Source organism: Neisseria dentiae (genome assembly GCF_014055005.1).
Classification (GTDB): domain Bacteria; phylum Pseudomonadota; class Gammaproteobacteria; order Burkholderiales; family Neisseriaceae; genus Neisseria; species Neisseria dentiae.
This window is the reverse complement of record NZ_CP059570.1, coordinates 141,543-158,038: the sequence shown is the minus strand read 5'-3', so window position 1 is coordinate 158,038 and position 16,496 is coordinate 141,543. Positions and strand designations below refer to the sequence as shown.

General features: G+C 55.6%; 15 protein-coding genes, 1 other RNA gene and 2 pseudogenes. 8 read left to right on the top strand and 10 right to left on the bottom strand.

Annotated features, from left to right (window positions below; genetic code table 11):
• Positions 1-137 precede the first annotated feature (137 nt).
• The 5 genes and pseudogenes from H3L92_RS00710 (at position 138) to H3L92_RS00690 (ending at position 5,813) form a co-directional block, all read left to right on the top strand.
• Complete coding sequence (locus H3L92_RS00710) at positions 138-911, top strand: (Fe-S)-binding protein (protein ID WP_085367067.1); 774 nt, start codon at positions 138-140, stop codon at positions 909-911.
• Entirely contained in the window at positions 908-1,600 is a 693-nt protein-coding gene (locus H3L92_RS00705) for a LutC/YkgG family protein (RefSeq protein WP_085367068.1), read from the top strand. Before H3L92_RS00710 ends, H3L92_RS00705 begins: the two co-directional genes overlap by 4 nt.
• Positions 1,601-1,692: 92 nt before the next feature.
• On the top strand, positions 1,693-3,135 hold the full coding sequence (locus H3L92_RS00700) for a LutB/LldF family L-lactate oxidation iron-sulfur protein (protein WP_085367069.1): 1,443 nt from the start codon (positions 1,693-1,695) through the stop codon (positions 3,133-3,135).
• A gap of 158 nt (positions 3,136-3,293) precedes the next feature.
• Positions 3,294-4,940: a lactate permease LctP family transporter gene (locus tag H3L92_RS00695; RefSeq protein ID WP_085367070.1), complete on the top strand. Its 1,647-nt coding sequence runs from the start codon at positions 3,294-3,296 to the stop codon at positions 4,938-4,940.
• A gap of 208 nt (positions 4,941-5,148) precedes the next feature.
• Positions 5,149-5,813, top strand: a pseudogene (locus H3L92_RS00690) (IS1595 family transposase).
• A 104-nt stretch (positions 5,814-5,917) separates the two neighbouring features.
• Here H3L92_RS00690 and msrC read toward each other — a convergent pair.
• The 4 genes and pseudogenes from msrC to H3L92_RS00670 form a co-directional block, all read right to left on the bottom strand.
• Positions 5,918-6,406: a free L-methionine (R)-S-oxide reductase MsrC gene (gene msrC / locus H3L92_RS00685; protein WP_085366037.1), complete on the bottom strand. Its 489-nt coding sequence runs from the start codon at positions 6,404-6,406 to the stop codon at positions 5,918-5,920.
• A 297-nt stretch (positions 6,407-6,703) separates the two neighbouring features.
• Positions 6,704-7,399: pseudogene (locus H3L92_RS00680) on the bottom strand (IS5 family transposase).
• 135 nt (positions 7,400-7,534) lie between these two features.
• Entirely contained in the window at positions 7,535-8,044 is a 510-nt protein-coding gene (locus H3L92_RS00675; RefSeq protein WP_085366038.1) for a protein disulfide oxidoreductase, read from the bottom strand.
• On the bottom strand, positions 8,037-8,894 hold the full coding sequence (locus tag H3L92_RS00670) for a mechanosensitive ion channel family protein (RefSeq protein ID WP_115336351.1): 858 nt from the start codon (positions 8,892-8,894) through the stop codon (positions 8,037-8,039). The genes H3L92_RS00675 and H3L92_RS00670 overlap by 8 nt, the downstream gene beginning before the upstream one ends.
• Positions 8,895-9,258: 364 nt before the next feature.
• Between H3L92_RS00670 and hemL the strand changes: the two genes are divergently transcribed.
• The 3 genes from hemL (at position 9,259) to H3L92_RS00655 (ending at position 13,140) form a co-directional block, all read left to right on the top strand.
• The gene (hemL, locus tag H3L92_RS00665) at positions 9,259-10,548 is read left to right on the top strand and encodes a glutamate-1-semialdehyde 2,1-aminomutase (protein ID WP_085366040.1); all 1,290 of its coding nucleotides are present in this window, start codon (positions 9,259-9,261) and stop codon (positions 10,546-10,548) included.
• Positions 10,549-10,718: 170 nt separating this feature from the next.
• The gene (locus H3L92_RS00660; protein WP_245945447.1) at positions 10,719-11,312 is read left to right on the top strand and encodes a LemA family protein; all 594 of its coding nucleotides are present in this window, start codon (positions 10,719-10,721) and stop codon (positions 11,310-11,312) included.
• Between the two features lie 19 nt (positions 11,313-11,331).
• Complete coding sequence (locus H3L92_RS00655) at positions 11,332-13,140, top strand: M48 family metalloprotease (RefSeq protein WP_115336264.1); 1,809 nt, start codon at positions 11,332-11,334, stop codon at positions 13,138-13,140.
• 207 nt (positions 13,141-13,347) lie between these two features.
• Here the strand turns inward: H3L92_RS00655 and rpsI are convergent, their stop codons facing one another.
• From rpsI to H3L92_RS00625, 6 genes are all read right to left on the bottom strand, one after another.
• Complete coding sequence (gene rpsI, locus H3L92_RS00650) at positions 13,348-13,740, bottom strand: 30S ribosomal protein S9 (RefSeq protein ID WP_085366042.1); 393 nt, start codon at positions 13,738-13,740, stop codon at positions 13,348-13,350.
• Between the two features lie 9 nt (positions 13,741-13,749).
• A complete protein-coding gene (rplM, locus tag H3L92_RS00645; RefSeq protein WP_085366043.1) occupies positions 13,750-14,178 on the bottom strand; it encodes a 50S ribosomal protein L13 in 429 nt (142 codons plus the stop codon).
• Positions 14,179-14,371: 193 nt separating this feature from the next.
• Positions 14,372-14,549: non-coding RNA, 6S RNA (gene ssrS, locus H3L92_RS00640), on the bottom strand.
• Positions 14,550-14,554: 5 nt separating this feature from the next.
• A complete protein-coding gene (locus tag H3L92_RS00635; RefSeq protein WP_085366044.1) occupies positions 14,555-14,860 on the bottom strand; it encodes a cell division protein ZapA in 306 nt (101 codons plus the stop codon).
• Between the two features lie 4 nt (positions 14,861-14,864).
• Positions 14,865-15,323 carry a hypothetical protein gene (locus tag H3L92_RS00630; RefSeq protein ID WP_085366045.1) on the bottom strand — a complete coding sequence of 153 codons (459 nt, stop codon included), beginning with the start codon at positions 15,321-15,323 and terminating at the stop codon, positions 14,865-14,867.
• Positions 15,324-15,441: 118 nt separating this feature from the next.
• The gene (locus tag H3L92_RS00625) at positions 15,442-16,431 is read right to left on the bottom strand and encodes an NAD(P)H-dependent glycerol-3-phosphate dehydrogenase (protein WP_085366046.1); all 990 of its coding nucleotides are present in this window, start codon (positions 16,429-16,431) and stop codon (positions 15,442-15,444) included.
• Positions 16,432-16,496 lie beyond the last annotated feature (65 nt).

Below are 16,496 nucleotides of genomic sequence, written 5' to 3'. Positions count from 1 at the left end.
CGTAAACTTTTCGGCGTTCGCCTAAAAAATTATCAACCGCACACCCGATTTATTTTTTATCCGGCACTTGACCGGTTACACGGCATTACGTAAAGTAAGGCCAGTTTAACAAAATTGGTCAGACCAATAAACCAATAATGAACCAAACCAACCATACCCCCGTTTACGGCAGTAAGCCTGCCGATGTTTATTTTTTCGGCACCTGCCTGTTGGATATTTTCATGCCCGAAGCCGGCATGGATGCGATAACGCTGCTCGAGCAGCAGGGCGTGCGCGTGCATTTTCCGATGGAGCAGAGCTGCTGCGGTCAGCCGGCGTTTTCTTCCGGCCACCCGAAAGAGTCGTTTGAAGTGGCCAAGGCGCAGCTGGATTTGTTCCCCAACCCGTGGCCGGTGGTGGTGCCTTCCGGCTCGTGCGGCGGCATGATGAAACACCAATGGCCGCTGATGTTTAAAGGCAGCGTTTACGAGCGTTTGGCCAACGACGTGGCCGGCCGCGTGGTGGAGTTCACCCATTTTCTGCTGGCCATCGGCTACGAGCCGCAAGACAAGGGCGCACAGGCCAAAGTGGCGGTGCACACCTCTTGCGCGGCCCGCCGCGAAATGAACGTGCACCTTTCGGGCTGGGCGCTGGTGGACAAGCTGGTCAACGTGGAGCGCGTGGTACACGACCACGAAAGCGAATGCTGCGGTTTCGGCGGCACGTTTTCGGTGAAACACCCCGACATTTCCGGCGCGATGGTCAGCGACAAAGTGGCCGCGCTCAAAGACACGCAGGCAGTAGAAATCGTCAGCGCCGATGCGGGCTGTATGCTCAACATCGGCGGCAAAATCGCCAAAGACGAACCCGGCATGCCCAAACCCAAACACATCGCCACGTTTCTGCTGGAGCGCACGGGAGGCAAAGCATGAGCGCACGCGACAACATTCTGGCCAAGCTGCGCCGTGCGGCCGCCGCACCGATGAAAGAGCCTGAAACTGCGGCTTATTATCAGGAAATGACGCCGCAGTGGGAAAGCGAAGCAGGCCGTCTGAAACATTGGGCAAAAGCCATGCGGGCGGTGAAAACCGAAATCCATTGGGTGCGTGCCGACAATTGGGTGCAGACACTGGTGAAAGTGGCGCAGGAAAAAGGCTTGCGCAACATTCTGCTGCCCCTGCAAACCGAACACGGCCGCATGGCCGCCGCCGCCGCAGAAGCCGCCGGCATCGGCATCAAAGCCTTCGAAAAGCCTATCGAAGACTGGAAAGACGAGTTTTTCGCCGACATCGACGCCGGTTTTACCGATGTGCGCTGCGGCATCGCCCACACCGGCACGCTGGTGTTGTGGCCGTCTGAAAGCCAGCCGCGCAGCCAGAGCCTGGTGCCGCCCGTGCATATCTGCCTGTTTGATGCGGCCAAAATGTATAACGATTTCTACAGCGCCATGCAGGGCGAAAATATGGCCGCCGGTATGCCCACCAACGTGGTGCTGGTGTCCGGCCCGTCGAAAACCGCCGATATCCAGCTCACGCTGGCCTACGGCGCGCACGGCCCGCGCGATATGGTGGTGCTGGCGGTGTTGCCCGACCATATCGATGAAGCCGATTTGGCCGACTGACGAGGCTTTTGCAACCCAAACCACACAGTATTTTTCAGACGGCCTCAATTGCAAAACAGGCCGTCTGAAACAAATATTTAAAGAACAGCACTATGAACACGCAAACGATTCATTTCCACCCCAAGCCGGAAACCTTCAAGCAAAACGCTGTCGGCGCGCTGGCCGACGCCCCGCTGCGCAAAAGCCTGCGCACCGCGATGGATATGCTGATGACCCGCCGCAAAGGCGTGTTGTCCGACGAACACGAATTGCAGGCCCTGCGCACCCTGTGCGAACACATCCGCCAACGCTCGCTCGCCCGCCTGCCCGAACTGTTGGAAGAGTTGGAAGCCAACCTGACCCGCTTGGGTGTGAAAGTGCATTGGGCGGAAACCCCCGACGAAGCCTGCCGCATCATCCACGGCATCATGGCCGAAAAAAACGGCCGCCTGATGGTTAAAGGCAAGTCGATGGTGAGCGAAGAAATCGAGCTGAACCACTATCTCGAAGAAAAAGGCATCAGCGCAATCGAAAGCGATTTGGGCGAATATATCGTGCAGATGGCCGGCGAAAAGCCCACCCACATCGTGATGCCCGCGATTCACAAAACCAAAGAGCAGGTGAGCGAGCTGTTTCACAACCATCTGCACACCGCGCCCACCGACGATGTGGACGAACTTACCGGCATCGCCCGCCGCGCCCTGCGCGATATTTACCGCACCGCCGATGTCGGCCTCTCCGGCGTGAACTTCGCCGTGGCCGAAACCGGCACGCTGTGTTTGGTGGAAAACGAAGGTAACGGCCGCCTCACCACCACCGTGCCGCCCGTGCACATCGCCATCACCGGCATCGAAAAAGTGGTGGCGAAACTGTCGGACATTCCGCCGCTCTACAGCCTGCTGCCGCGCAGCGCCATCGGCCAGCCGATTACCACCTATTTCAACATGATCACCGGCCCGCGCCGCAGCGAAGAACTCGACGGCCCGCAGGAAATGCACCTGGTGCTGCTCGACAACGGCCGCAGCCAGGCCTATGCCGACGAACAGATGCGCCAAACCCTGCAATGTATCCGCTGCGGCGCGTGCATGAACCACTGCCCGGTTTACACCCGCATCGGCGGCGCGGCTTACGGCACCACCTATCCCGGCCCCATCGGCGAAATCATCTCGCCGCACCTTTTGGGTTTGGAATCCACTAAAGACCTGCCCACCGCTTCTTCGTTGTGCGGCGCGTGCGCCGAAGTCTGCCCCGTGCGGATTCCGATTCCCGACCTCTTAATCCGCCTGCGCGAAGAGGCGCAGCGTTCGCCCGACGAAAAAGTGGCGCACCCGATCCGCGGGCAGGGCGCATCGCACAGCCTCGGCGAACAGCTTGCCTGGCGCACCTTCAACGGCATTTTCAGCGGCAACAAGGCCTACCGCGCTTTCGGCTGGGCAGCCACCAGATTCCGTTCGCTCGCCCCTTCCAAACAATTGGGCTGGACGCAGAACCGCGTGCCTCTGAAGCCCGCCGCCAAAACACTGCACCAGTTAGTTGCCGAGAAACTCGGCAGATAAATTTTCAGACGGCCTTACACAACCGAACTACGGCAGGCCGTCTGAAAAAAACACCCCGGAAAACCAAAGGCTTTTTCGGGAAACACACCGCACAACCGCCTTCCATCCATTCGGGCGGCATGAGGTATAACAACATCTTTGATTTCGGAGATTGATAAATGGATACTTGGGTTCAAAATTATACGGCGGTAGGCGACAGTCTGATTCTGACTGCCGCCGTGGCGCTGCTGCCGATTATTTTCTTTTTCGTCGCCTTAACCATTTTGAAAATGAAAGGTTATCTGGCCGGCTTTTTCACGCTGCTGATTTCGATTCTGGTGGCCGTGTTCGCCTACGGCATGCCGGCGGGCATGGCGCTCTCGTCTGCCCTGTTCGGTTTTGCCTACGGCTTGTGGCCGATTGCGTGGATTATCATTACCGCCGTGTTTTTATACAAAATCACCGTCAAAACCGGCCAGTTCGACATTATCCGTTCGTCTGTGATTTCCATTACCGAAGACCAGCGTTTGCAGATGCTGCTGGTGGGTTTCTCGTTCGGCGCTTTCTTGGAAGGCGCGGCCGGTTTCGGCGCGCCGGTGGCGATTACCGCCGCCCTGCTGGTCGGCCTGGGCTTTAACCCGCTGTATGCCGCCGGTTTGTGCCTGATTGCCAATACCGCACCGGTTGCTTTCGGCGCGATGGGTATTCCGATTATCGTGGCAGGCCAGGTATCCGGTTTGGATGCCTTCCACATCGGCCAAGTGGCCGGCCGCCAACTGCCGATTCTGTCGGTTATCGTGCCGTTCTGGCTGGTGGCGATGATGGACGGCATGCGCGGCATCAAGCAAACCTGGCCTGCCATTTTGGTTGCCGGCGTATCGTTTGCCGTTACCCAGTTTATCACCGCCAACTTCATCGGCCCCGAGCTGCCCGACGTAACGTCTGCGTTGGTAAGCCTGATCTGCCTGTCGCTGTTCCTGAAAAAATGGCAGCCGTCTGAAATTTTCACTTTCCAAGGCATGAAAAAACCGGAAGCGCGCAAAGGCTCCGAATACACCACCGGCCAAATCATCAAAGCATGGTCGCCTTTCGGCATCCTGACCGTGTTCGTGAGCCTGTGGACGATGAAATCGCTGAAAACCTTTTTAGACAGCTTCAGCCTGATTAAAATCGAATGGCCGGGTCTGCACAATCTGGTGATGAAAGCCGCCCCGATTGTGGCCGAACCCAAACCGTATGAGGCCGTTTACAAGCTGAACCTGTTGAGCGCGGTGGGCACGTCCATTCTGTTGGCCGCCATCGTTACCATCATCCTGCTGAAAATGAAACCTGCCGAGGCTGTGAAAACATTCGGCGAAACTTTATACGAACTGCGCTTCTCCATTCTTTCCATCGGTTTGGTATTGGGCTTTGCCTTCGTGGCCAACTATTCCGGCCTGTCTTCTACGCTGGCGCTGGTGCTGGCCGGCACAGGCGTGGCATTCCCGTTCTTCTCGCCGTTCTTGGGCTGGCTGGGTGTGTTCTTAACCGGTTCGGATACTTCCGCCAACGCATTGTTCGGCTCGCTGCAAGCCAGCACGGCCAACCAAATCGGCATTTCACCTGAGCTGGCCGTGGCCGCCAACACCACCGGCGGTGTTACCGGCAAAATGATTTCCCCCCAATCCATCGCCGTCGCCTGCGCGGCCGTGGGCCTGCAAGGCAAAGAATCCGAGCTGTTCCGCTTCACCGTAAAACACAGTATCGTTTTCTGCGTATTTGTCGGCATCCTCACCGTTTTACAGGCTTATGTGCTGCCGTGGACGCTGATTTTCTTCGATAAATAATCTTCGGATTCGGAATGAAAACAAATGCCGCCAAATCGAAATTTGGCGGCATTTTTGCATAGTTAAACACCAACAATTCAGGGTTGATGGAAAAAAATGGCTGCTAATTCATATATTAACTAGAGAAATAATCTAGTCTCTAGACTAGCAGCTTTATATAAATTTACTTGGCTCTAGACTAGCAGAATAGCTCTGTTAGACTAGAAAAATGAAATATAACACCAAGTTAAGTGACTATCAGCTCAAAAAATTATCAAGCATTTTTGTGTCGATATAGAAGCTTCAAAAACCGCTTTGCTGACAGGCTTCAACCGCAATACCATTAACCACTGGTATAGCATTTTCAGGCACGAAATATACCGCTTACCGCTACCAAAGCGAGCAAAAAGACCTGTTATACGGCAGCATAGAGATTGATGAAAGCTATTTTGGTGCCAAACGGCAGCGCGGTTTCCATGGCAAGTTAAAGCGTGGCAGAAGAACGCTTTAACAACCCGTCTTTGGTATTTTTGAAAGAGACGGCAGGGTTTATACCGAAATCGTTCCTGATTGTAAAAAGCAAACACTTCAAGCTGTTATATTGGGAAAGGTCTCTCTGGAGAGTGTTATTTATTCTGATAGCTGGCGCGGTTATGGCGGCTTGGTCGATGTCGGCTACTCTAACATTTATGTGTTAATCACGGACAAAATGAGTTTACAGATGGTACCGGGCACATCAATGGTATTGAAAGCTTCTGGAGTTTTACCAAACGAAGGCTCGCCAAATTCAACGGCCTAACCAAAAACTTTGATTTGCACCTGAAGGAATGTGAATGGCGATGGAACCGAAACTCTGATGAACTGAGTCACGAACTTTGGAGGCTTTTAAAGTAAATTTATATAAAGCTGCTAGTCTAGAGCCTTGGTAATTTTGCTTCCTAAACCCCTTTTTATTTTCTCAATTTACATGCAAAAGTATAAGTCAAAGCAATTCAATGTTAATCATGGCGGCGCGTGATGATTTCGGCCAGCCTGCCCAGATAATGGGCGTCGGTGCCGTCGAAACAGCCCACGGTTTCGGCATCGGCATCGAGCACGGCGGCGAGGCGACGGGTTTTGTCCCACACGGGCACAACGATTTCGGATTGCGACAGCGACGAGCAGGCGATGTGGTCGGGGTGGCGGTTTACGTCTTCCACCACGATGGTGGTGCCTTTTTCCCACGCTTGGCCGCACACGCCGTGCCCGTAGGGAATGCGCGTGCAGGCCGGCGGCCCCTGAAACGGCCCCAACACCAGCTCGCGGCGGTTATGGTCGGCCAGATAAAACCCCACCCACAGCCAGCCGAACGCTGCTTTCAACACTGCGCTGATGTTGGCGAGATTGGCGGTTAGATCGGGTTCGCCCCGAATCAGGCTTTCGATTTGCGGCAGGATTTCCTGATAAATTTCCACTTTGGTGGTGCCGCCGGTTTGGATGGTGTTCATGGTGCGGGCTGCTTACGGTAGATGAAACAGCCGTCATTGTTGCCACAGCCGCCCGGCAGGTCAAGCATTGCGGGTAAAATTAACGGTAATTAAACTTTTTTGCATATTGTTTTTCAAGCCCCAGCCCTTTTGCACCAAACTGCGGCCGTCTGAAAAATATCCCGTTGCGCGTTATAGCGAAACAAAATAAAAAGGAGACAAGGCGACGAAGCCGTAGACAGTACAGGTAGTACGAAACCGATTCTGTTGCCGCTTTAGCGGCTTACAAAATCGTTCTCTTTGAGCTAGATAGTGTAGTCACAATATTTTCAACCACATCGCAATAATCCGGATTGCTATTGCCGCAGTCAATGAAGCCAATCTCCTCGCATAACACGTGTCAATGCTCCACCAATGTTTGAAATCTCAAAAAACAGTTTTCTACCAAGTGACGGTAACGGTACAGTCGGGCTGCCGTATTTACAGTCAGAGATTCGGCAAACAGACAATCTGCCGCATTGCCTTCGCTTAACACGAATTTTACCGATATCTCATGGGTGGCCACCACTAAATGTAGCTTAGTATTCAGCCCCCCTTTTATGCGGCTCATGCTTTCATTGCCATCTTTGGCTCCCGCTGCATGGGGATAAACTTTGATATGGGTGGCATCAATCATCAACCACTCTATATGCCATGCGCGTCGGTGCCAAAGGTGTCAAAATCATGACTTCAGGCCGTATATCTTTTTCTCCCGAAAGGATGAGCACCAGTTTCGTCCAAATGCCTTTGTTGCGCCAACGAATGAAGTGGTGGTAGGCATTAACCAATTGCCATAATCAGACAGTAGATCCCGCAGTGTGCTCCGGTGCATAGTATCCAGAAAACAGCATTGATGAATCACCTGTTATCTACTACCTGACCACTCCGACTACCTTTTCGCCCGGGTAGGTGTGTTAAGAGCGGCTCGCGCCGGTTTTCAAAAACGGCACGGCCCGCATCGCAGTTTCTTTGCACAACATTTGCGTCATACTCGGGCTTGGCCCGAGTATCTTCCCGAGTATCTTTTTGTTGCAGAGAAAGCGGGGGACATTTGGGTTGAATCCGGGCATGACGGAACAAATCCGGCCGTCTGAAAACCACGCATCCGTTTCAATACACCCTGTCCGCCAGCCAAACGCGCCCGCGCAAGCCCCAATAGCTGCCGATGCCGGTGGTGTTGTGTACCGTTTTGCCGTTTTTCACCAACACTACCGTCGGCGTAACCGCCACCCGCCACTGCCGCGATATTTCCCCCTGCGGGTCGTTTGCCGTGTCGAACGACAAACCGTGCGCCCGCATATAGGCGGCCACTTCCTCCGCGCCGCCCGATTGCAGCGCCACGCCCAACACGGGCACGCCCGCTTCGTGCAGGCGCTGTATGGCGGGGGAAGTGTGCTTGCAGATGCCGCACCAGCTTCCCCAAAAATAAACAACGGCGGTGCGCCCGTGGCTGAGCGCCGCCAAAGTGGTTTGCCCGCCGCTTAAGGTGGCCAGCGGCTGCGCGGCAAACTGCTCGGGCTGCGCCGGCTTGCGCCACCAATCGACGGCCAGCGACACTAACAGCACCAACAAGGCCGTCTGAAACGCCTGCCTGAGCCAATATAAGGCGGGTTTACGCACCGTTTTCCTCCCCGCTTTGCTTGTCGTCCTGCGCCAGCAGCGGCTGCACGCACGTCAGCACGCGGTCGAGAATCAGGTTGTTGTCGGTGTGCCCCTGCGCCCACCAGCGCAATTCGAGCGTGCCGGTGGTGTCGGAAAGCGCGGTAACGGCGATTTCGGGCTGGGAAACGATGTCGCCGCACTGTTGTTGCAGCGCGCGGATAATCTGCTGCTTCACTGCATCGGCGTTCAAATCGGCAGGCAGAGTCAGCACGGTGCTTTGGCGGTACAGGCCGCCGCGCGTGTTAACGGTAACGGGCGAGGTAAAGAGCTGCGAATTGGGGATAACGATGCGCCTGCCGTCGTAGGTGCGCAGCGTGGTGGCGCGGATTTCGATGTTTTCCACTTCGCCCTCAAACGTGCCCGAAATAATGCGGTCGCCGATTTTAAACGGCTCGTTGAGCAGCAGCAGAATGCCCGACAGCAGGTTTTGGAAAATATCTTTGAAGGCAAAGCCGACGGCCACCGAGCCGATGCCGAGCGTGCTGATAAGCTGCGCGGGCGTGAAATCGGGAATGGCGATCATCATTGCCACCAGAAAGCCGCCGAAAACAATCAGCGCGCTGCCGATGCGCTGCAACACCAAGAGCAGGTTCATGCGGTTGCTCAGGCGGCGCGACAAGAGCTTCACCGACAAAGTTTTAAACAGCCGGGCCGCCAGCCAAAACAAGATAAACGCCAGCAAGGACACCACCAGATAAGGCACGCGCAGCCAAAAGGCTTCTATCATGGCCTGCACGCTGTTGGTCATGGCTTCGTAGTGGCTGAGGCTTTGGCGGATGCCGTGGTTGAGTTGGTTGAGTGTATCCATAAAAAAAATCGGGTGCGGTTGGTTGGAAGGCCGTCTGAAATATATCACATCCGGCCGTTTGCAACGGCGCGCCCGGGGGCGTGCCATTGACAGTGTTGCGGCGGTATTTTCGGTTAAAATCGGCACCTGTGGCATCAGGTAGCGTAGCGGATTTGCGAAGCTAAAATGCCCGCAAGATGTTTATCTTGCTGCGATTTTTGCCCGGCATCTGCGGATTTTCCTCAAGAAACCGCTTCACAAGCCTTCCGGCTGCACGCCCTAAAGCTGCTAAAATACGGCTTTCTATTTTTTCAGACGGCCTTTTCGGCAGCATTTCCTTCCGGGGCCGTCTGAAACGCAGCCATATATTCAGCAAGGATTCCCCATGAACCGCAACGAACAATTATTCAACCGTGCCAAAAACATCATTCCCGGCGGCGTGAATTCGCCCGTGCGCGCATTCGGCAGCGTCGGCGGCGTGCCGCGCTTTATCAAAAAAGCCCAAGGCGCTTATGTTTGGGACGAAAACGGCACGCGCTATATCGATTATGTCGGCTCGTGGGGGCCGGCCATCGTCGGCCATGCCCACCCCGAAGTGGTGGAAGCCGTGCGCGAAGCGGCGTTGGGCGGTTTGTCGTTCGGCGCGCCCACCGAAGGCGAAATCGTGATGGCCGAAGAAATCGCCAAACTTGTGCCCAGCGTCGAGCAGGTGCGCCTGGTCAGCTCCGGCACCGAAGCCACCATGAGCGCCATCCGCCTGGCACGCGGTTTCACCGGCCGCGACAAAATCATCAAGTTCGAGGGCTGCTACCACGGCCATTCCGACAGCCTGCTGGTTAAAGCCGGCAGCGGTCTGCTCACCTTCGGCAACCCCAGCTCCGCCGGCGTGCCCGCCGATTTCACCAAACACACGCTGGTGTTGGCATACAACAATACCGCCCAGCTCGAAGAAACGTTTGCCCGAATCGGCGGCGAAATCGCCTGCGTGATTTTGGAGCCGTTTGCCGGCAACATGAATCTGGTGAGGCCGTCTGAAAACTTTATCAGGTCTTTGCGCGCGCTCACTAAACAACACGGCGCGGTGCTGATTTACGACGAAGTGATGACGGGCTTCCGCGTCGCGCTCGGCGGTGCGCAGTCGCTGCACGGCGTCAAACCCGATTTGACCACGATGGGCAAAGTTATCGGCGGCGGTATGCCGCTGGCGGCGTTCGGCGGCCGCAAAGACATCATGGCCTGCATTTCCCCGCTCGGCGGCGTGTATCAGGCCGGCACCTTGTCGGGCAACCCCGTGGCCGTGGCCGCCGGTTTGAAAACGCTGGAAATCATCCAGCGCGAAGGCTTTTATGAAAACCTGTCTGCGCTCAACCGGCAGTTAACCGAAGGCTTCCAAGCCGCCGCCCGCGAAGCCGGCATTACCTTCAGCGCCGACTACATCGGCGGCATGTTCGGCCTGTATTTTTCAGACGGCCTGCCGCAAAGCTACGCCGATATGGCCGCTTCCAATACCGACGGCTTCAAAAAATTCTTCCACGGGATGCTCGACAACGGCGTGGCATTCGGCCCCTCCGCCTACGAAGCCTGCTTTATGTCGGCCGCACACACGCCCGAATTGGTGGAAGAAACCGTGGCGGCGGCGCGCAAGGTATTTGCGCAAATGGCGGCGGAAATTTAACCGGATAAGGATAATAGGATAGAAACGAGGCTTTCTGAAGACTTTCAGACAGCCTTATCAGTTACTTGGTAGAAAGCGTACACCATCAACCACTTTCTTGTGTACTTACTTTCACTCTTTCAGACGGCCTGCTAAGATAAAGGCTATCGAACGTCATAACGGAGAAAACGATGATGGAATGGGTGTTATTGTTGGTGTTGGCCGGCCTGTTCGGTGTGTTGCCGGTTGCTATCTACAACCGCTTGGTGCGCGCGCAAAACGAATACCGTAACGCCTTTGCGCAAATCCAAGTGCAGCTCAAACGCCGGCATGATCTGATACCCAATTTGGTGGAAACCGTGCGGGCCTATCTGCAACACGAAAGCCAAACCCTGGAAGCGGTGGTACAGGCGCGCAATCATGCGGCCGGGTTGTTGCAGGCTGCAGGGAGCAAAGCCGGGGATCCTTCGGGCATGCTGCCGCTGGCGCAGGGCGAGCAGCAGCTTACGGCAGCATTGCGCAGCCTCAATGTGGCGGTGGAAGCCTACCCCGAATTGAAAGCCGATCAGGCCGTGCGCGATTTGCACGAAGAACTGGCCGGTGCGGAAAACCGTGTGGCGTTTGCGCGGCAGGCTTATAACGATGCCGTACAGGATTACAATAACGCCCGCGAAACCTTCCCCGCCTCTTTGCTGGCCGACTTTTTCGGGCATAAGAAAAACGCCGTACCGTTGCAGTTCGACGATCATGCGGCGATTCAATCCGCACCTGAAATTTCGCTGTAAACCGGTCGGATAGGTTTAAATGAAGTTCCGCAAATATCAGGCAAAAGCCCGCCGCACCAGCGGGCATTTGTTGTGGCTGTATGCCGCTGCGGTGGCTGCCGTTGCGGGCTTTACCGCCTTTGTTACCGCCCTGTTGTGTTCGCTTTACCTTTCCACAGGCGCAAGCGGTGCGGGGTTCGCCGTCAACCGCACGGTTTTTGCGGTGGTGTTCGTTTTGATATCGGCATTGATTGTCGGCGCCGGCTGGATACGCCTGCGCCAATTGTCGGCAGGCGGGCATGTGGTGGCCGAGTCGCTCGGCGGACGGCGGATTACGCGCGAACAAGCCGGTTTTGCAGAGCGCCGTCTGCTGAACGTGGTGGAGGAAATGGCGATTGCCTCGGGCGTGCGCATGCCCAAAGTGTATATTCTGCCTGAAACCGGCCTGAACGCATTTGCCGCCGGCATGGAACAGCGCGATGCGGTTATCGGCATCACCCACGGCGCTTTACAGGCTTTCGACCGCAGCGAACTGCAAGCGGTGGTGGCACACGAATTCAGCCATATTCTCAACGGCGATATGCGCCGCAATATGCAGCTTTGCGGCTGTCTCTACGGTTTGCAGATGATCACCATGCTCGGCCGCCTGTTTATCAACGGCGATCCCCAAAGCCATATCCGCCATGCCGAAAACCGCAACCTGCCGACGATTTTTCTCGGCATGGTGTTGCTGTGTATCGGTTTTGCCGGCTCGCTGGCCGCCGGCTGGATACAGGCGGCCATCAGCCGCCAACGCGAATTTTTGGCCGATGCTTCCGCCGTACAGTTTACGCGCCAAAGCGACGGCTTGGCTTCGGCGCTGTATAAAGTGGCCGTCGCCCCCAACCGTCGCCTAACTTCCCCCCATGCGGCCGAGTATGCCCACTTTATGTTTGAAAGCGTGCACGAAGCGGATATTTTCGACAAATTGGCCGCCACCCACCCCGATATTCTCACCCGCATCGAAAGGCTCAGCCCCGCAAAAGCCCGCATCTGGCAATCTGAAATACGGCGGGCACAAACCGTTAGACCTGCTTTTTTCTATATACCGAACGGAGCCAGTTTTTCAGACGGCCTGCAACAGGCAATAACCCCAAACCGTGAAAACACCATTTACCGGCAACAGCGGCAAGCCGAACAACTGGCTGAAAACATCCGCCGCATTTGCCCGCAATCCTTGCAACTCAGGGAAGAAATGCTGCGTTACCGCCCGAAACATTGGCTCAGCGCCGAAGGCGACAGCGAACGCCTGATGGTGGTGCTGGCTGCCTTATTCGCCCCTGCGGCATTGGCCGAAGCCGAGACCGAATGGGCCGCCCGCTTTCCTTTGCGCTCGGCATTCTACCGCCGCTTGCAGCAGCACCCCCTGCCCCAACCCCTTCACCGCGCCTTATTGGAATACCTGCTGCCTTCGATAGCCGCCCTGCCGCAAAGCGAGCAAGATTATCTCAACACCCAGCTGCACCTTCTGCTGGCCAACCACACCCTGCCTGCACCGAAAGCCTTTCTGTGGCTGCTGGCTTCGGCCTGGCTGCCGCAATTCGGGCATCAAATACATGCGGAAAATAACAATATTACCGAACACCTGATTGATACCGTGACGGAATGGACCAAACAAGGCGGTGCTTTAAATGCCGCCGCCCGCCAAAACCTGCCCCAAGCCCTGCATCAGGCCGCCATGCTGCCGCGCAGATCGCGCGCAACTGCAATGGAGCGCTGCCGGCAGATTATTATTGAGAGTAGTGAAATACCGTGCACAGCGGAAGCAGAAGAAGTGTTACGGATATACGGGCAGCTTGCCGACAGCTGATACCATAACAGGTAAAACCGAAACCTTTGCAAAATTCATTTAGGCCGTCTGAAACATTCAATTATCGTTTGAACCCTTTTAAAAGCCCCGGCCTGGCGAATTTTGCAAAAGCATCCGCCCGCAAATATTTTAACCAATCCGCCAACTCAAAATAAAAATCCCTGCTTGAAAGCAGGGATTGTTGCAATACAAAACGGATAAAACAAATTAACGTTTTGAGAACTGTTTGGCGCGGCGGGCTTTGCGCAAACCGGGTTTTTTACGCTCAACTTCACGGGCATCGCGGGTAACGAAGCCGGCTTGCGACAGAGCGGGTTTCAGGGCTGCATCGTAGTCGATTAGTGCACGGGTAATGCCGTGGCGGATAGCGCCGGACTGGCCGGTTTCGCCGCCGCCGGTTACATTAACTTTGATGTCGAAAGCTTCGGCATTTTCAGTCAGAACCAAAGGTTGGCGAACCACCATGCGGCTGGTTTCGCGTGCGAAGAATTCGTCAACGGGGCGGCCGTTTACGATAATCTGGCCGGTGCCTTTTTGCAGGAACACACGAGCCACTGAACTTTTGCGGCGGCCTGTGCCGTAGTAGTATTTACCGTTCATGTCGTGTCCTTAGATTTCCAAAACTTTGGGTTGTTGGGCTGCATGGCCGTGCTCGGAGCCGGCATACACTTTCAGTTTTTTAATCATGGCGTAACCCAAGGGGCCTTTGGGCAGCATGCCTTTAACAGCTTTTTCCAAAACGCGCTCGGGGAATTTTTCCTGCATTTCGGTGAAGTTGCGCTCATAGATACCGCCGGGGAAGCCTGAGTGGCGGTAGTATTTTTTGTCGAGCGCCTTGTTACCGGTTACACGCAGTTTGTCGGCGTTAATCACGATGATGTAATCGCCGGTGTCAACGTGGGGGGTATATTCGGGCTTGTGTTTGCCGCGCAGACGGCGGGCGATTTCTGCGGCAACGCGACCCAAAACTTTGTCTTGGGCGTCAACCACGAACCACTCGCGCTTTACTTCATGCGGCTTGGCTGAAAAGGTTTTCATAAGGGGTAATCCAGATAGATATAGAAAGCTGCCGATTTTATAGAGGATTGCGACGGCTGTCAATCCGATTCGAGCGCTTCTTTATAAGGTACCGGCCCGACCGGGAAAATCGGGCGCACGACCGCATACCGGGTGTTGTTTTCGCACCGCACATGGCGAAATACCGCCCTGCTCGGGCGGTATTTTTGAATGGGGAATCCCCGCAGATGCCGTTTGGGCGGAATCCGCTTGAACCTTGCTGACAAGGCGGTCACCTCGGACAGTTTCGGGTGCATCTGTTCAGACGCTCGCGCCCACTGCAACTCCCGGCAACCTGAAGCGAACGTATTGGTTCAAAGGAATGTATGCCTTCGCGAACACCGCAGGGAAAGAGAGGTTAGGCTTGCGCTTGTGTTTTGTTTAAAACTTTTTCGCAAGCATTAATCATGTCTGTTATTTTACGCTCAAAATCGCCGATTGCCAAATCGTCTTTCATCGACATTTTCAACAGGTCGTGCACGAGGTTGAGTGCGGCCATAATCACGATTTTGTCGGTTTCGACGATACGGCCGCTTTGTTTGATGGCGTCGAATTTCTGGTTGAGCATGGAAACGGCTTGCAGCAGCGTGGCTTTTTCTTCGGCAGGGGTGCCGATGGTGAAAGAGCGTCCCATGATTTCGAGGCTGACTTGTTCGATACTCATTAATTTAGCCCTCTTGTGCGGTGGTTTCGGCCTCCTGCGGCAGGCGTGCCAGCAGGGTGCGCAGGTGTTCGGCATTGGCGCTCAAGGCGTTGCGGTATTTTTGGTTTTCGGCGGTTAATGCGTCGATTTGCGCCTGCATCTGTCCGGTGATGCCGCGGTGCTGCGCCTGCATGGCTTCGGTGGCGGCAAGATGCTGGCTCTGCATGGTTTCGGTGGTTTGGCGGTGTTGCGCTTCCATGTCGGTTTTGAGCTTGTTCATCTGCACCATCAGGGCTTCGCTCAATTCGCCCACCGCGGCCTGGTGTTCGTTTTTCTGCTGCTCCTGCGCCAGGTGTTGGCGGGAAAGTTCGTCGTTAAGGCGGGCAACTTCTTCTTGCAGGCGTTTGTTTTCGCCAAGCTGGGTTTCGAATTTCTGCGCCAGCTGGTAAACGTTGACTTCGAGTTTGTCTAATAACTGATTCATGTTGTGTGCACTCGGTTGGTTACGGGGGCAAGCATAGTAGGGATAAAGGGGGCTGTCAAACAAGGCCGTCTGAACGTTATGTTTTTCAGACGGCCTGTATAGGCGGCGGGGTTGGGGTTTATTCGAAACGGGCTTCCCGCTCCATCAGGCGTTCGACCACTTGGCGGGCATCAAGCTCTTTGCGGATGAGCTGGAGCAGGGTTTGCGTGATGGGCATATCGATTTGGTAGGTGCAGGCGGTGTTAAACACTTCTTCGATGGTACTCACGCCTTCCGACACATGGCCGATTTCGATTAACACTTGGTGCAGCTCTTTGCCTTCCGCCAGCCCCAGGCCGACGCGCCGGTTGCGCGACAGGGCGCCGGTGCAGGTGAGGATCAGATCGCCGATACCTGCCAAGCCCATCATGGTTTTGGGCTGTGCACCCATGGCAACGGCCAGGCGGGTGATTTCGGCCAAGCCGCGCGTAACCAAAGCGGCGCGGGCGTTGAGGCCGTAACCGAGGCCGTCTGAAAGGCCGGTGGCGATGGCCATGATGTTTTTAACGGCTCCGCCCACCGCTACGCCGATTGCGTCTTCGCTACCGTATAAACGCAGAACGTTGGTGTTCAGACGGCCTACCAGCTCTTCCACCCATGCTTTGTTTTCCGATGCGAGCACCACGGCACACGGCAGCTGCTGCGCCAATTCTTGTGCGAAGCTGGGGCCGGACAGCACGCCGATGTTGGGATTATCCGGCAACACTTCTTTCACCACTTGAAAGGTGAGCAGGCCGGTATCCTGCTCGAAGCCTTTGCAGGCGGTGAGCACGGGCAGGTGGCCGGCGCCGTGTTCGGCCAAAAGCCTTGCGCTGTCGCGCAGGCCGGCAACCGAGGTTACGATCAGCACAAGCTCGGCGCCTTCCAAGGCCTCGCTCAAATGCGTGTGCACCGACAAACCGGCCGGCAGCGCGAAACCGGGCAGATAGCGCTTGTTTTCACGGTCGCGCGCCAAGTTTTCCATGTGTTCGGGATTGCGCGACCACATGGCGGTTTCGTGGCCGTGCAGGGCGAAGTGGATGGCTAGCGCAGTTCCCCAAGAGCCTGCGCCCATTACGGTGATTTTCATGGTTGGTTTCTCCGACTCAATTTACTAACTTTAAAACAATCGCGGCAGTGGTGCAAGTTTGCGGG

Excerpts from the sequence above, each read along its gene's own strand:
- H3L92_RS00635 (WP_085366044.1), bottom strand. The coding sequence starts at position 14,860 with ATGAGTATCGAACAAGTCAGCCTCGAAATCATGGGACGCTCTTTCACC.
- H3L92_RS00655 (WP_115336264.1), top strand. The coding sequence starts at position 11,332 with ATGAAGTTCCGCAAATATCAGGCAAAAGCCCGCCGCACCAGCGGGCAT.
- rplM (WP_085366043.1), bottom strand. The coding sequence starts at position 14,178 with ATGAAAACCTTTTCAGCCAAGCCGCATGAAGTAAAGCGCGAGTGGTTC.
- H3L92_RS00625 (WP_085366046.1), bottom strand. The coding sequence starts at position 16,431 with ATGAAAATCACCGTAATGGGCGCAGGCTCTTGGGGAACTGCGCTAGCC.
- H3L92_RS00710 (WP_085367067.1), top strand. The coding sequence starts at position 138 with ATGAACCAAACCAACCATACCCCCGTTTACGGCAGTAAGCCTGCCGAT.
- H3L92_RS00705 (WP_085367068.1), top strand. The coding sequence starts at position 908 with ATGAGCGCACGCGACAACATTCTGGCCAAGCTGCGCCGTGCGGCCGCC.
- rpsI (WP_085366042.1), bottom strand. The coding sequence starts at position 13,740 with ATGAACGGTAAATACTACTACGGCACAGGCCGCCGCAAAAGTTCAGTG.
- H3L92_RS00660 (WP_245945447.1), top strand. The coding sequence starts at position 10,719 with ATGATGGAATGGGTGTTATTGTTGGTGTTGGCCGGCCTGTTCGGTGTG.
- H3L92_RS00670 (WP_115336351.1), bottom strand. The coding sequence starts at position 8,894 with ATGGATACACTCAACCAACTCAACCACGGCATCCGCCAAAGCCTCAGC.
- H3L92_RS00630 (WP_085366045.1), bottom strand. The coding sequence starts at position 15,323 with ATGAATCAGTTATTAGACAAACTCGAAGTCAACGTTTACCAGCTGGCG.
- hemL (WP_085366040.1), top strand. The coding sequence starts at position 9,259 with ATGAACCGCAACGAACAATTATTCAACCGTGCCAAAAACATCATTCCC.
- H3L92_RS00700 (WP_085367069.1), top strand. The coding sequence starts at position 1,693 with ATGAACACGCAAACGATTCATTTCCACCCCAAGCCGGAAACCTTCAAG.
- H3L92_RS00695 (WP_085367070.1), top strand. The coding sequence starts at position 3,294 with ATGGATACTTGGGTTCAAAATTATACGGCGGTAGGCGACAGTCTGATT.
- msrC (WP_085366037.1), bottom strand. The coding sequence starts at position 6,406 with ATGAACACCATCCAAACCGGCGGCACCACCAAAGTGGAAATTTATCAG.